Source organism: Pseudomonas sp. CFBP 13710, from assembly GCF_014842235.1.
Lineage (GTDB): Bacteria > Pseudomonadota > Gammaproteobacteria > Pseudomonadales > Pseudomonadaceae > Aquipseudomonas > Aquipseudomonas baltica.
Window position 1 is genome coordinate 134592 of sequence record NZ_JACYVJ010000001.1, and the last position, 13499, is coordinate 148090.

The 13499-nt window shown below is 65.7% G+C and carries 13 protein-coding genes; 6 read left to right on the forward strand and 7 right to left on the reverse strand.

Annotation, left to right across the window (positions count from 1 at the left end):
• The first annotated feature begins 58 nt into the window (after positions 1 to 58).
• Positions 59 to 793, forward strand: a complete 735-nt coding sequence (locus IFT44_RS00620; RefSeq protein ID WP_122478503.1) for a WecB/TagA/CpsF family glycosyltransferase — start codon at positions 59 to 61, stop codon at positions 791 to 793.
• A gap of 67 nt (positions 794 to 860) precedes the next feature.
• Here the strand turns inward: IFT44_RS00620 and IFT44_RS00625 are convergent, their stop codons facing one another.
• From IFT44_RS00625 to IFT44_RS00635, 3 genes are all read right to left on the reverse strand, one after another.
• Positions 861 to 1073 (reverse strand): hypothetical protein, encoded by a 213-nt coding sequence (locus IFT44_RS00625; RefSeq protein WP_185793556.1) that lies wholly within the window; start codon positions 1071 to 1073, stop codon positions 861 to 863.
• A 93-nt stretch (positions 1074 to 1166) separates the two neighbouring features.
• Positions 1167 to 1841, reverse strand: coding sequence for a histidine phosphatase family protein (locus tag IFT44_RS00630; RefSeq protein WP_122478499.1), 675 nt, complete (start codon positions 1839 to 1841; stop codon positions 1167 to 1169).
• Positions 1842 to 2025: 184 nt separating this feature from the next.
• Positions 2026 to 2802, reverse strand: coding sequence for an IclR family transcriptional regulator (locus tag IFT44_RS00635; RefSeq protein WP_122478497.1), 777 nt, complete (start codon positions 2800 to 2802; stop codon positions 2026 to 2028).
• 146 nt (positions 2803 to 2948) lie between these two features.
• Here IFT44_RS00635 and IFT44_RS00640 point away from each other — a divergent pair, with 146 nt between their 5' ends.
• From IFT44_RS00640 to dld, 5 genes are all read left to right on the forward strand, one after another.
• Complete coding sequence (locus IFT44_RS00640) at positions 2949 to 4472, forward strand: MFS transporter (RefSeq protein WP_342214249.1); 1524 nt, start codon at positions 2949 to 2951, stop codon at positions 4470 to 4472.
• An 8-nt stretch (positions 4473 to 4480) separates the two neighbouring features.
• Positions 4481 to 5509, forward strand: a complete 1029-nt coding sequence (locus IFT44_RS00645) for an HlyD family secretion protein (RefSeq protein WP_240998795.1) — start codon at positions 4481 to 4483, stop codon at positions 5507 to 5509.
• 1 nt (position 5510) lies between these two features.
• On the forward strand, positions 5511 to 6917 hold the full coding sequence (locus tag IFT44_RS00650; RefSeq protein WP_192054411.1) for an efflux transporter outer membrane subunit: 1407 nt from the start codon (positions 5511 to 5513) through the stop codon (positions 6915 to 6917).
• 65 nt (positions 6918 to 6982) lie between these two features.
• Positions 6983 to 7399, forward strand: coding sequence for a RidA family protein (locus tag IFT44_RS00655; protein ID WP_192175228.1), 417 nt, complete (start codon positions 6983 to 6985; stop codon positions 7397 to 7399).
• The gene (gene dld / locus IFT44_RS00660; RefSeq protein ID WP_192175229.1) at positions 7396 to 9078 is read left to right on the forward strand and encodes a D-lactate dehydrogenase; all 1683 of its coding nucleotides are present in this window, start codon (positions 7396 to 7398) and stop codon (positions 9076 to 9078) included. The genes IFT44_RS00655 and dld overlap by 4 nt, the downstream gene beginning before the upstream one ends.
• Positions 9079 to 9669: 591 nt before the next feature.
• On the opposite strand, the gene IFT44_RS00665 is transcribed toward dld, so the two are convergent.
• Genes IFT44_RS00665 through IFT44_RS00680 form a run of 4 tightly spaced genes read right to left on the reverse strand, consistent with a single transcriptional unit; the run spans position 9670 to position 13371 of the window.
• Complete coding sequence (locus IFT44_RS00665) at positions 9670 to 10080, reverse strand: PPC domain-containing DNA-binding protein (protein WP_122714218.1); 411 nt, start codon at positions 10078 to 10080, stop codon at positions 9670 to 9672.
• Complete coding sequence (locus IFT44_RS00670) at positions 10077 to 10628, reverse strand: hypothetical protein (protein ID WP_122478483.1); 552 nt, start codon at positions 10626 to 10628, stop codon at positions 10077 to 10079. Before IFT44_RS00670 ends, IFT44_RS00665 begins: the two co-directional genes overlap by 4 nt.
• Positions 10628 to 12205, reverse strand: coding sequence for an acyl-CoA synthetase (locus tag IFT44_RS00675; RefSeq protein WP_199861451.1), 1578 nt, complete (start codon positions 12203 to 12205; stop codon positions 10628 to 10630). Before IFT44_RS00675 ends, IFT44_RS00670 begins: the two co-directional genes overlap by 1 nt.
• Positions 12202 to 13371: an acetyl-CoA acetyltransferase gene (locus IFT44_RS00680; protein WP_192175230.1), complete on the reverse strand. Its 1170-nt coding sequence runs from the start codon at positions 13369 to 13371 to the stop codon at positions 12202 to 12204. The genes IFT44_RS00675 and IFT44_RS00680 overlap by 4 nt, the downstream gene beginning before the upstream one ends.
• Between the last annotated feature and the right edge of the window lie 128 nt (positions 13372 to 13499).

Genomic DNA, 13499 nt, shown 5'->3' on the forward strand with positions numbered 1-13499 from the left:
CCCGCAGCCTTTCTATGGCGCTGCATTAACGCATTCTAGAACTGATAGGACGGCCTGGATGAAAGTTTTTGGAATAGATTTCTACAAAGGTGACCAAACGCACTTGATCCGTGCCATCAAGGGCGACGTGAACAAGCCGTTTGGCTACGTGGTTACCGCCAACGTGAACCACGTTGTGCTGCTTGAAAACGACTCGGTTTTCCGCAATGCCTATGACGCGGCGGCCTACCGGGTCTGCGACAGCCGCGTACTGATGCCCGTGCTGCGCAAGTTCGACGCCGGTGTGCCCGAAGCCATCCCAGGCAGCACCCTGACCGTGTCGGTGATGGATGAAGCCCAGCGTGAAGGCTGGACCGTGACGGTCGTCGGCTCGACCACCGATGTGCTGCAGGTGCTGGCCCAGCGCTACCCGGCGGTGACGTTCCTGCACTACAACCCGCCGATGGGCTTCATCGACAACCCTGCAGAAGTGGAGGCCACCCTGCAGTTCGTCGAACAGCATCGGGCGCAGCTGGTGATCATGTCGGTCGGTTCGCCGCGCCAGGAACTGCTGTGCAAGATGATCGCCGACCGCGGCCTGGCCCACGGCGTAGGCTTGTGCACGGGCGCAGCGCTGAACTTCCTGTCGGGCAAGGTGCAACGCGCGCCGATGTGGGTGCAGAAGCTGTCACTGGAGTGGCTGCACCGCATCCTCAGCGAGCCGCGTCGCCTGGCCGGGCGCTATTGGCACGACGGACGGCGTATCGTGCCGATCATCGCGCGGCAGTATTCCCAGCAGCGCCAGAAGCCCTGAAAATCACAAAGCCACCCTAGGGTGGCTTTGTCGTTGTGCATTCCGGGGTTTTGCCTACGGCGGGCGCTCAGCGCTTGCCCATGGAGCGGCGCGTGCCGTTCGGCGCGCGGCCTGGGGTCTTGTCGTGGTTGGACTTGCCGGCGCCGGGGTAGCGAGCCGCTTCCTTGGCTGCGAAAGCACCGGGCTTGAACGGGAAGGTGAACGCCGGGACCGCTGCCTGGCTGTCGAGCTCGGCGTCCTGGACGAGCGGATCGGCATCGGGATGTTGACTGACAGGCATGGTGACTCCGGGGCAAGCGCGTTGAAAGGGAGGGGCAGTATACCCGAGCCTCCCTTGCAGCGCTTGGTGCCACTCACACGGCCCTGGCCGGTGTCAGACCGGGCAAGCCGTATGGCCGTTGTCCAGACCCTGCTTGACGTTGCGCGAGAGCAGGCTGGCCTTGCCGTCGTGCCAGGTCAGGGTCAGCACGTAGAGTGAGTCGAAATCGCCGGATTCCCAGTCGTCGGTGATGTTCATTTTCTGGCCCACGGCGCGGCCGGCCACTTCGTTGATCAGTTCCGGTAGGTAGCCATGCGACCAGGCGGTGTAGATGACGGCATTGTGGTACTTGTCGCGCATCAGTTCCTTGGCCAGGTCTTGGGTGTCGTTGGCGCCGTATTCGATGTTCACCGGCAGGCCGAGCTTGATGGCGCTGGGGCTGATGGTCATGAGCGGGCGCAGGTAGCTGTAGGATTCGTCGTTCTCGCCTTCCTCGACGTGCCGGCCAGGGTCGGCGGCGAACACGAAATCGGCATTGCCGAACCGTTGTGGCAGCACCTCGGCCAGATTCAGCGCGCGGTTGAGGCCCTGACAGTTGAGCTGGCCGAGGCCACCTGCGGGTTTCTCGGCGTGGCGCAGGAACACCAGGGTCTGCGTGCCATCCACTGGAGCCGCACGGCTGTCGCTGATTTCGAAGGCCAGGAAGGAACAGGTACCGGCCAACAGCATGGCGGGTAATGCATAGTAGTAGCGTTTCAACTGCCGGGCACAGTTGCTCAAAGTTTTCATAGGATGGGTCTTGAACTCTCTTTGGGTTAGCTGACACACCCGTCCAATGCGTGCTGCGAGCAGCCGCCTGGGTCTCCCTGTCTTTGTTTTTCCTGCCTGTTATCCTGTGGCAGGGGCGACTCTCTGAGTGTCATGTTGCCTTTAGGTTCGGCACTTGTGCCAATCAAGATAGTGGCATTTTGTTTCAAATTGACGACGTCTCGCCTGTGCGCAGGCCTGCGCCCAGAGCACGCGTCAAGGCTTGGCGGGTATCGAACAACGCCTGGCGAAACACCTCATGCTGCGCCTCGACCCTCCATACCGGACCTACCAGCGCCAGGGCGTACTGACCTTGCGAGGTCTGCAGGGCCACGGCCACGGCACCAACGCCCATCATGTGCTCATTGGCGTCGCAGGCATAGTCCCGCGCGCGGACCTCAGCCAATTGTTCAAGCAAGTGCGGCAGGTCCGGTGTGCTGGGCGTCAGCGGCTCGAGCACCGGGCCGAGCAGTTGCACGACGGCTTCGTCGCTCATCTTGGCCAGCAATGCCTTGCCCCCCGAGGTCGCGTAGACGCTGAGGAAACTCCCGGAGGAGGGCGCCACACGCAGCGGCTGCGGCGACACCACCGAGTGCAGCAGCATCAGGTGGGTGCCGTTGCGGTTGACCAGTACCGAGGTTTCTCCGGTGCGCTCGGTCAGTGCCTCCATATAGGGGCGGACCTGCTGGATGATGTCGACATGGCTGTTGGAGGCCAGGCGCATCAATGCCGGGCCCAGGCACACGCCGCCGGCGCCGTGCACCTTGAGCAGCTCTTCGTGGGCCAGGGCGTCGACCAGCCGCTGCACCGTGGAGCGGGGTAGCTCGATGCGCTTGGCGATTGCGCCCAGGCTCAAGCCGTCGGGTTCGCTTTCGAGGCAGCGCAGGATAGCCGCTGCCCGGGAAATGACTTGAATACCGTTGCGATCGTTGTCGCTGCTCATGCAATTTGCCTTTTGTATCGCTGTTCGGTACAGTGTATCGCATAAGTTACCAAGCCAACAGGTTAACCAGCCAACAGGTTAACCAGCCAACAGGTTACCGAGCCAACAGTCAGTCTGTCGTTGGTTGCCGCCAGCAGGATTTCTTTGTGTCCCCACCTTCACCCCCAGCCCCGACCCCTTTCGGCGGGCGCCTGGCACTCGGCCTGATCGGCGTATTGATCGCCGCGCTGACGTCCGGCATCAATGACCGTGTCACCGACATTACCCTGGCCGACCTGTTGGGCATCTACGGTTTCGGCCATGATGAAGGCAGTTGGGTCAGTTCTGCCTATGCGGCCGCCGAGGTCTCGGCGATGCTGCTGGCGCCCTGGCTGGCGGTGACGTTTTCGCTGCGCCGCTTCGCCATCGTGGTCACCGTGGCCTTCGCCGGTTTCGGCGCACTGTGCCCGTTCGCGCCCAACCTGGAGAGTCTGCTGGTTTTGCGCGTGCTTCAGGGCCTTGCCGGAGGGGCGTTGCCGCCGCTGCTGATGACCGCCGCGCTGCGTTTTCTGCCTTGGCACATCAAGTTGTACGGGCTGTCGGCCTATGCGCTTACCGCCACCTTCGGGCCGAACCTGGCGATGCCGCTCGCCGCGCTGTGGACCGAGGGCGGTGACTGGCGCATGGTGTTCTGGCAGATCATTCCAGCGTGCCTCATCGGCGCTGCCTGCATTGCCTACGGCCTGCCCCAGGATCCCTTGCGCCTGGAGCGCTTCAAGCAGGCCGACTGGCGCGGTGCCTTGCTCGGGACCGCGGGCATCAGCATGCTGATCATCGGCCTGACCCAGGGCGAACGGCTCGACTGGCTCGACTCGCCGTTGATCGCCTTGTTGTTGATCGGCGCCGGCGTCTGCCTGCCGCTGTTTCTGCTCAACGAGTGGTTCCACCCGCTGCCACTGTTCAAGCTGCAGTTGCTGGGCCGGCGCAACTTCGCCTTTGGCATCACCACGTTGTGCCTGTTCCTGTTCGTCGGCATGGCCGGCAGCGCGATTCCGGCAGGCTACCTGACCCACATCCAGGGCTACCGGCCGCTGCAGACCATGCCCACCGCGCTGTGCATCGCCTTGCCGCAGCTGCTCGTCGCGCCACTGGTGGCGTTCGTCATCAACCGCAACTGGGTGGATTCGCGCTATGTGATGGCGGCCGGTTTCGGCCTGCTGACCCTGGCCCTGCTCGGCGGCTCGCAGATCACCGGCGAGTGGATCCGCGACGACTTCTATCTGTTGCAGGCTTTGCACACGTTTGGCCAACCGATGGTGGTGGTGCCGTTGCTGATGATCGCCACCGGCGTGATTCATCCGCTGGAGGGCCCGTTCGCCTCGTCCATGGTCAACACCCTGCGCGGGCTGTCTTCGGTGGTGGCCGGCGTGGTGCTGGAGAATTTCGTCACCGCCCGCGAGCACCTGCACTCCAACACCTTGCTCGATCAGCTCGGCAACAGCTACCAGAGCCTGATGCCGCTCTACGGCGAACCGGCCGCCGAGATGGCCGGTCGCGTGCGCGCGCAAGCGTTCGTGCTCAGCTACAGCGACGCATTCCTCGCGCTGCTGGCCTTCATCGCCGTGCTGCTGGTGGTGTTGGTAACCCTGCCCAAACGCGCCTATCCACCGCAACCCCCGGTACCGTCATGAAATCCGTTATGAACAACCGAACCGCTGTATCCCTCATCGGCGCCGCCATCCTCGTCTGCGCGGCCTATGGCCTTTATCACGTGCTGCACAGCGATGGTGTGCAGCGCACCGACGATGCCTACATCCGCGCCGACTCGGTGCTGGTGGCGCCACGGGTAGCCGGGGTGGTCACCGAGGTGCTGGTGCAGGACAACCAATCGGTCCAGGCCGGGCAGTTGCTCGCGCGTCTGGACGAGCGCGACTACGCGGCATCGGTCGCGGCCGCCCAGGCCAATGTCGGTGCCGCACAGGCACAGGTGAAGAATCTGCGCGCCAGCATCGAGCGTCAGGCGGCCGTGATCGACCAGGCCAGCGCCGCGACCCGTGCCACTGCCGCTTCGCTGAAGTTTGCCCAGGCCAACGCCCAGCGTTACCGCAACCTGTCCCAGGCCGGCGCCGGCACCCAGGAAGAGCGGCAGAAGGCCGAGGCCGAACTGCAGGGCTGGGAAGCCTCGCGTGACCGCGATGCGGCCTCGCGGGTCGCGGCCCAGCGCACCCTGGACGTGCTCAAGGCCGAACTGGAAGTGGCCGAGGCAGCAGTGGACAAGGACCGCTCGGCGTTGCAGCAGGCCGAGCTGAACCTGTCGTACACGCAGATTCTGGCACCCGCCGATGGCATGATCGGCCAGCGTTCGGTGCGTGTGGGCGCCTACGTCGCGCCGGGCCGACCCCTGCTGGCCCTGGTGCCGCTGCACCAGGCGTTCGTGGTCGCCAACTTCCGCGAAACCCAGTTGGCGCACATGCACGCCAGGCAGCGTGTGGACATTCGTGTCGACAGCATTCCCGACCAGGTATTCCGCGGCCATATCGACAGCGTGGCACCGGCCACCGGCCTGTCGTTCGCGCCGATCAGCCCGGACAACGCTACCGGCAACTTCACCAAGGTGGTGCAGCGCATCCCGGTCAAGGTGGTGTTCGAGGCCGACCAACCGCACCTTGACCGTCTGCGGGTGGGCCTGTCGGTGGTCGCGTCGGTCGATACCACCCAGGAGCCCTGAAATGAAACGTGCATTGCTGGTTCTAGCCTTGAGCAGCCTGGGCGCCTGCAGCGTCGGCCCGGACTTCCAGCGTCCTCGGGCAGCGTTGCCAACCCAGTGGCAGGACAGCGCCGGGACGCGCGCCGACGCGGCGCTTGACGCCGCCTGGTGGCAGCAGCTGGGCGACCCGCAACTGACCGCGCTGGTCACCCGTGCGGCCAAAGCCAACCTGGACATCCGCTCGGCGAGCAACCGCGTGCAGCAAAGCCAGGCCCTGCGCCAGGTCAGCGGCAGCCAGCAATTGCCCGGGCTCAGCGCGCGTGGCGGCTACCAGCGCGAGCGCAACAGTGGCGAGGGGTTGAACGATCCGTCCGGCCAGAACGGCCGGGCGCCTTTCGAACTGTGGAGCGGGGCGCTCGACGCCAGCTGGGAAGTGGACCTGTGGGGCCACGTCCAGCGCAGCGTGGAGATGGCCGAGGCCGACGTCCAGTTCAGCCAGGCCGAGCGCGATGCGGTCGGCTTGAGTATCGCGGCGCGCACCGCCACCGACTACATCCGCCTGCGTGGCGTGCAGGCACGCCTGGCGGTGGCGCGGCAGAACCTGGATATAGCCCGGCAAAGCCAGCGCCTGACGCAGACCCGGTACGACAACGGCGTCACCACCAACCTGGACACCGCCAACGCCGCCGCACTGGTGGCAACCATCGAAGCGTCGCTGCCGATGCTGCAGGCGCAACAGGACCGCTTGATCAACGCCCTGAGCTACTTGCTGGCGGAGCCGCCCCGGGCCCTGGCCGACGAACTGCGCACCCCGCAGGCCATTCCCAACCCCGCCCCGGACGTGCCCATGGGGGTGCCCTCGGAGCTGGCGCGGCGCCGGCCCGACATCCAGCGCAGCGAAGCCGCCCTGCATCGCGCCACGGCAGCCATCGGCGTGGCCAAGGCGGATTTCTATCCGCGGGTCAGCCTGGGCGCCAGCTTCGGTTTTCAGGCGCTGGCCGGCTCGGACCTGGGCGGCTGGGATTCGCGCAGCTGGTCGTTCGGCCCCAGCCTGTACCTGCCGATCTTCCAGGGCGGGCGACTGACCGGCACCCTCGAGCTGCGCGAGCACCAGCAGCAGCAAGCGGCGCTGGACTACCAACGGGTGGTGCTGGCGGCCTGGCACGAGGTCGACGATGCCATGAGCGACTATGCCGCCGAACAGCAGCACCACGCGGCGCTGGGCGAGGCAGTGCGGCAGAACACCGTGGCCCTGGGCACTGCCCGCGACCGCTACAACCAGGGCGCCACCGACTTCATCAACGTACTGGGTGTACAGCGCGCGCTGCTGGCCACGCAAACCCAGCTGGTCGACAGCGCCACCGCGGCGGCGATCGACCGTGTGCGTCTGTATCGGGCCCTTGGCGGAGGATGGCCGAAAGACGCCTGAAGAACCCGCGATGTGCCCGGCCAGCCGTGCTAGGGTAAGGTCTGTCAGCCAACAGGAGCCTGCCCATGCCCGACCTCGCCCCGCTCACGCTCAGCAACCCGCCCGGCCTTTTCGACCCGGCGCCTTATGGCTACTCCCATGTGGCCGAGGTCGCCGCTGGCAGCAAGTTGCTGTTCATCGCCGGCCAGGGCGGTGAAAGCCTGGACAGCAGCATCTCCGCGGACTTCCAGCTGCAGGCCGGGCAGGCCCTGGCCAACCTGCGCACCGCGCTGGCCTCGGTCGGTGCCGATTATTGCCATGTCGCCAAGCTGACCGTGCTGGTGGTCGATCACGACCACGAGCGCCTGGCCATCTGGAGCGACACCCTGCGCGAGGCGTGGGGCGACGAAATGACCCCTGCCTGCACGTTGATCCCGGTGCCGCGCCTGGCCCTGGACGGCATGCTCATCGAAGTCGATGCCGTCGCGGTGGTGCCGCAATGAACGAGTTGATCAGCGCCCTGCGCGGCATCGTCGGCGCCACCCACGTGCTGACCGAATCGGCCGAGACCGAACGTTTCCGCCAGGGCTTCCGCTTTGGCAGCGGCAACGCACTGGCCGTGGTCCGCCCCGGCTCGCTGCTGGAGCAGTGGCAGGTGGTCAAGGCCTGCGTGGCGGCGGACGTCATCGTCATCATGCAGGCGGCCAATACCGGCCTGACCGGTGGTTCCACGCCCGACGGCGGCTACGACCGCGAAGTGGTGATCATCAGTACCTTGCGCATGCGCACGGTGCATGTGATCGAGGAGGGTCGGCAGGTCATCTGCTTCCCCGGTTCCACCCTCGATCAGCTGGAAAAGGTGCTCAAGCCGCTGGGCCGCGAGCCCCATTCGGTGATCGGTTCTTCGTGCATCGGAGCGTCGGTGTTCGGCGGTGTCTGCAACAATTCCGGCGGCTCGCTGGTGCGCCGCGGCCCGGCCTATACGCAGATGGCCGTGTATGCCCAGCTCGGCGCGGACGGCACCTTGCAGCTGGTCAACCACCTTGGCGTCGAATTGGGCGACACGCCCGAGCAGATTCTGGGCAACCTCGACGCCCAGCGCTACACCGCAACCGACATCAAGGCCGATGCCGGGCTCGGTTCCGACCATGGCTATGCCGCCTATGTGCGCGAGGTCGACGCGCCTACCCCGGCGCGCTTCAACGCCGACCACCAGCGCCTGCACGAGGCCAGCGGCAGTGCCGGCAAGCTGGCGGTGTTCGCCGTGCGCCTGGACACCTTCGCCGCCGAGCGCGACACCGCCGTGTTCTACATCGGCAGCAACGACACCGCCGACCTCACGCAGATTCGCCGGCACATGCTCGAGCAGTTCGACGAACTGCCGATTGCCGGCGAGTACATGCATCGCGACGCCTATGACGTGGCTGCCGAGTACGGCAAGGACACCTTCCTGATGATCCACCACCTGGGCACGCAGCGGCTGCCCAGGATGTTTGCCCTCAAGAGCCGCGCCGACACCTTTCTCAAGCGCTTTCCCTGGCTGCGCGCCAACCTCGCCGACCGGGTCCTGCAGGTCGCCGCGCGCTGCTTCCCCGATCACCTGCCACCCCGCATCCGCGATTTCCGGCAGCGTTACGAGCATTACCTGATGCTCAAGGTGTCAGCCGGCTCGGTGGCACCGACCCAGAAGCTGCTCGAAGGATTGTTCGCCGGGCGCGAGGGAGACTTCTTCCGCTGTACCGCAGAGGAGGGCAGCAAGGCCTTCCTGCATCGGTTTGCCGCTGCCGGTGCGGCGGTTCGCTATCGCGCGGTGCATGACCGCGAGGTAGAGGACATCGTGGCCCTGGATATCGCCCTGGCGCGCAACGATCGGCAGTGGTTCGAGACGCTGCCCGACGACATCGAGCAGCAGATGATCGTCAAGCTGTACTACGGGCATTTCTTCTGCCACGTCTTCCACCAGGACTACATCCTGCGCAAGGGCAGTGATTGCCTGGCGGTGGAGCATCGCATGTGGGCACTGCTCGACGAGCGCGGCGCCGAGTACCCCGCAGAGCACAACGTCGGCCATCTGTACCCGGCCAAGCCGGCGCTCAAGGCGTTCTACCAGCAGCTGGACCCTTGCAACGCGTTCAACCCGGGTGTCGGCCAGACATCCAAATGTCGCCACTGGCAGGAGTGATAGAGCGGGCAATCCGAGATTGTGCACGACCCTGTAGGAGCGGTCCGTGGCCGCGAAAGGTTGACGCGGTAGGCCTGATCCACTGCGATAGCTTTTTCGCGGCCGCTGACCGCTCCTACGGGGAACCGAAAACCGCGCAGAACCTTGTAGGAGCGGTCCGTGGCCGCGAAAGGTTGACGCGGTCGGCCTGATCCACCGCGATAGCTTTTTCGCGGCCGATGACCGCTCCTACGGGGAACCGAAAACCGCGCAGAACCTTGTAGGAGCGGTCCGTGGCCGCGAAAGGTTGACGCGGTCGGCCTGATCCACCGCGATAGCTTCTTCGCAGCCGCTGACCGCTCCTACGGGGAACCGAAAACCGCGCAGGACCTTGTAGGAGCGGTCCGTGGCCGCGAAAGGTTGACGCGGTCGGCCTGATCCACCGCGATAGCTTTTTCGCGGCCGATGACCGCTCCTACGGGGAACCGAAAACCGCGCAGAACCTTGTAGGAGCGGTCCGTGGCCGCGAAAGGTTGACGCGGTCGGCCTGATCCACCGCGATAGCTTCTTCGCGGCCGCTGACCGCTCCTACGTGAGGGCCACGGGGGGGCGTCAGTCCGGCAGCCACTCCTGCAGGGTCAACTCGACGGTGATGAACGACAGGTTGCGGCCGCGCTCCAGCCGTCCGGCGAAGATGTTGCCGTCGGCGTCCGCAACCACCGCCTGCAGGCGACTCTCGCCGATGACGATCTCGCCACTGATGCTCAGAATCTCCACTCCCGGTCCCGGCACGTTCAGGGTCTTCATGCCGTGTCGGCCCAGATAGCCCAGCTGTGCATCGATCAGGCTGCCCAGCCCGCCACGAATCACGGCCAGTGCAATCCCGTGGCTGGCGCACAGCGCTTCGGCGCTTTCAACGATGTCTTCGTTGGGTTTGAGCCGGGCGACCACGAGTCGGCCCAGGCGGCCGGTCTGGATGCTGGAAGCGGACAGGTCGGGTTCGAGTACGGCGCTGGCGTTCATGAGGCCTCCTGGTCGATCGGGTGCAAGAGATTGAAGTGGGTTTCGGCATCGGGCTGTGCCTGATAGGCGACCTGATCGAACAGGCACAGGCGGATCACCAGGTTTTCGCTGCCCACAATCAGTTTGTCGAGCACCAGATGGCCACCGTGCTGCTGCCCGTCGCGGTCCAGGAACCCGGCGTGGCAATGCAGCAACGGCATGTTCTGCGCATCGCGGCCCACGGTGATGGCGCCGCTGATGAACGTGATGTAGCCGTCCAGTACCACTGGCGCACCGTAGTCGTAGGGGCGCTCGGCCTTGTCGGTGACCACCATGCGGTGGTAGCTCAGGTGCGCCGCGCCGCCACAGAGGATGCGCCCCACCGCGCTGCCGTAGCGGCGCCCGCGCAGGGCGGCCAGCAAGCCTTCGGCGACGTTGCACGCCAGGGGCAACACGATGCGCAACTCTTCACCCTGGGCCACGCTGCGGTCCAGGCGCCGCGGCTGCTGCGCCGGCCCGCCGTGGACGAACACCCGTACGCCATCGCGCTGTTCGAAATGGGGGTTCATCAGGCTACCTCCTCGCGTTCCTGCAGCAGTGCGCGGATCTGCTTCTTGACGATCTTGCCGTAGCCGGACTTGGGCATGTCGTCCCAGCGCACGAAGTGCTTGGGCCATTTGTAGCGAGCCAGACGCGGTTCCAGATGGGCCAGTAACTGCTCGTCACTGACCGGGCCGGTGGTGACGATCACCGCGCAGCCGCATTCGCCCCATTTCGCGTCCGGCATGCCCAGCACGGCCACTTCGTTGACAGCAGGGTGGGTCAGCAGGGCTTCCTCGACCTCGCGCGGGTAAACGTTGGAACCGCCGGAAATGTACATGTCCGAGGCCCGGCCGGTGATGAACAGGTAGCCGTGCTCGTCGACGTGGCCCAGGTCGCCGGTGTGGAACCAGCCGTGCTTGAAGCAGCTGGCGTTGGCCTCGGGGTTGTTGTAGTAGCCGCTGAACACCGCCGGGCCTCGCACGCAGATCTCGCCGTCCTCGCCGGTCGCCAGTTCCTGGCCCGACTCGTCGAGAATCGCCACTTGCATGCCAGTGCGCGGATAGCCGCAACTGCCGACCTTGGCGGCCGGGGAATCCTCGGCATCGTGGCAATCGGCGGGCAGCACGGTGATGTTGCCGGTAACTTCGCCCAGCCCGTAATACTGCACCAGCACCTTGCCCAGCTTGCGCAGGGCGTGACATTGGTCGGCGCGGTACATCGGCGCGCCGGCATAGATCACCTGGCGCAGGCTGCTGTGGTCGTAGCGGTCGACGGCCGGGTCTTCGGTGAGCATCTTGACGATGGTCGGCACGGTGAACAGGTTGTCGACCCGGTGTTCCTGCACCAGGCGCCAGGCTTCGTCGCAGTCCAGTCGATCGCCGGCCGGCAACACGCAGGCGGCGCCGCGTGCGACGTTGACCAGCGCATGGATGCCGGCGCCATGGGACAACGGCGCCAGCACCAGGGAGCGCGAATGCTGGGTCAGGCTGGGCATCAGGTCGGCGATGTGGTTGTTGATGACGAAGGCCATCTGCCCGTGGGTGAGCACTCCGGCCTTGGGGTGGCCGGTGGTGCCCGAGGTGTAGAAGAACCACAGCGGGTCATGGTAGTTGACGTCGGCGGGGCGGAAAGCGCTGGCGTGCGGCGCGCCTTCGTCCAGCAACTGCCCGTAGCTGAGTTCGCCTTCGCGGGGTTCGCCAAGGGCGATCACATGCACCAGGGCCGGCGACTCGGCGCGCACGGCATCCACGTAGTGAGCCAGGCCGTCGTCGTAGAACATGGCCACCGCGCCGCTGGAACTGCCCAGATAGGCAGCCTCGGGCGGAGTGATGCGCACGTTGGTCGGTACCCATACCGCGCCCAGGCGGAACGCCACCCAGGCGCTCTCGAACAGCGGCAGGTTATTGCGCGAATGCACCAGCAATTTGTCGCCCTTGCCCAGCCCGCGCGCGCGCAGTGCGGCGGCGACGCGGTCGACCCGCTGCGAGATGCTGCGCCAGGTGTGCACCTGGTCACCGCGGATGAACCCCGGTGCATCCGGGTAGCGGCGGGCAATCTGGTTGAGCAGTTCGCCCAGGTTCATCACATTGTCGATGCCGGTCATTGCACGCGCTCCAGAATGCTCACGTAGTTGGTCACCGCAGCGCCGCCCATATTGAACACGCCAGCGCGGTCGGCCTTGGCCAGTTGCATGTCGCCGGCCTGGCCGCTGAGCTGCATGGCCGCCATCACGTGCATCGACACGCCGGTGGCGCCGATCGGGTGGCCCTTGGACTTGAGCCCGCCAGAAGGATTGATCGGCAGCCGGCCGTCCTTGCGGCTGATGCCCTCGGCGATCACCCGTGCGCCCTGGCCGCGTTCGGCCAGGCCCATGGCTTCGTATTCGAGCAGTTCGGCAATGGTGAAGCAGTCGTGGGTTTCCACCAGCGACAGGTCGGCCAGGCTCAGGCCAGAGGTGCCCAGCGCTTGCTGCCAGGCGCGCGCCGCGCCTTCGAAGAAAGTCGGGTCGCGGCGCGACAGCGGCAGGTAGTCATTGACCTGCACTGCCGCGCGGAAACTCACCGCCTGGCCACGGCCGGGCGCATGGTCGTCGCGACTGATGACCAGGGCGGCGGCGCCGTCGGTGATCAGCGAGCAGTCGGTGCGCTTGAGTGGCCCGGCCACGAACGGGTTCTTTGCCGACGGCTCGCGGCAGAATTCATAGCCCAGGTCGCGACGCATGTGTGCATAGGGGTTCAACGCGCCGTTGGCGTGGTTCTTCGCGGCGATCATCGCCAGCGCGTCCGACTGGTCGCCGTAGCGGTCGAAATAGGTCTGGGCGATGGTGCCGAACACCCCGGCGAAGCCACCCTCGATCTGTGCTTCCTCCTTGGCGTAGCAGCATTTGAGCAGGATCTTGCCGACTTCCTCGGTGGGCAGCGTGTTCATCTTCTCGAAGCCCACCACCAGCGCGTGGCGCGCCTGGCCGGAGAGCACTGCCTGCAACGCCGAATGGATCGCCGCCGAGCCGGTGGAACAGGCGTTCTCTACGCGCACCGAAGGGGTGAAGCGCAGGGCCGGAATGTGGTTGGCGAGCAGGGCGGAGGGGAAATCCTGATAGAGAAAGCCGGCGTTGAAATGGCCGACGTGGACCGAATCGATCTGTTCGGCGTCCAGCCCTGCATGCTCGAGCGCGGCCACGGCCGCATCGGCCATCATCTGCTCGGGGTCGAGCTGGTCGAATTTGCCGAAGGGGGAGTGGTACCAACCGCTGATGACTGGCGAACCCATGAGGTCTTTCCTCGAATGAAATCTGGATTGATGTTGTTTGCCAAGGTCGATAGCAAGAGCGGTGCCAAGGGCTTGAAACGCCGGCCCGTGGCGGGCTGGCTGTTACCGTGGCGAGGTGTCGTGTCGCC

What these genes read in the sequence shown, in the direction of transcription:
- IFT44_RS00620 (WP_122478503.1), top strand. Translation starts at nt 59, where the DNA reads ATGAAAGTTTTTGGAATAGATTTCTACAAAGGTGACCAAACGCACTTG.
- IFT44_RS00625 (WP_185793556.1), bottom strand. Translation starts at nt 1,073, where the DNA reads ATGCCTGTCAGTCAACATCCCGATGCCGATCCGCTCGTCCAGGACGCC.
- IFT44_RS00630 (WP_122478499.1), bottom strand. Translation starts at nt 1,841, where the DNA reads ATGAAAACTTTGAGCAACTGTGCCCGGCAGTTGAAACGCTACTACTAT.
- IFT44_RS00635 (WP_122478497.1), bottom strand. Translation starts at nt 2,802, where the DNA reads ATGAGCAGCGACAACGATCGCAACGGTATTCAAGTCATTTCCCGGGCA.
- IFT44_RS00645 (WP_240998795.1), top strand. Translation starts at nt 4,481, where the DNA reads ATGAACAACCGAACCGCTGTATCCCTCATCGGCGCCGCCATCCTCGTC.
- IFT44_RS00650 (WP_192054411.1), top strand. Translation starts at nt 5,511, where the DNA reads ATGAAACGTGCATTGCTGGTTCTAGCCTTGAGCAGCCTGGGCGCCTGC.
- IFT44_RS00655 (WP_192175228.1), top strand. Translation starts at nt 6,983, where the DNA reads ATGCCCGACCTCGCCCCGCTCACGCTCAGCAACCCGCCCGGCCTTTTC.
- dld (WP_192175229.1), top strand. Translation starts at nt 7,396, where the DNA reads ATGAACGAGTTGATCAGCGCCCTGCGCGGCATCGTCGGCGCCACCCAC.
- IFT44_RS00665 (WP_122714218.1), bottom strand. Translation starts at nt 10,080, where the DNA reads ATGAACGCCAGCGCCGTACTCGAACCCGACCTGTCCGCTTCCAGCATC.
- IFT44_RS00670 (WP_122478483.1), bottom strand. Translation starts at nt 10,628, where the DNA reads ATGAACCCCCATTTCGAACAGCGCGATGGCGTACGGGTGTTCGTCCAC.
- IFT44_RS00675 (WP_199861451.1), bottom strand. Translation starts at nt 12,205, where the DNA reads ATGACCGGCATCGACAATGTGATGAACCTGGGCGAACTGCTCAACCAG.
- IFT44_RS00680 (WP_192175230.1), bottom strand. Translation starts at nt 13,371, where the DNA reads ATGGGTTCGCCAGTCATCAGCGGTTGGTACCACTCCCCCTTCGGCAAA.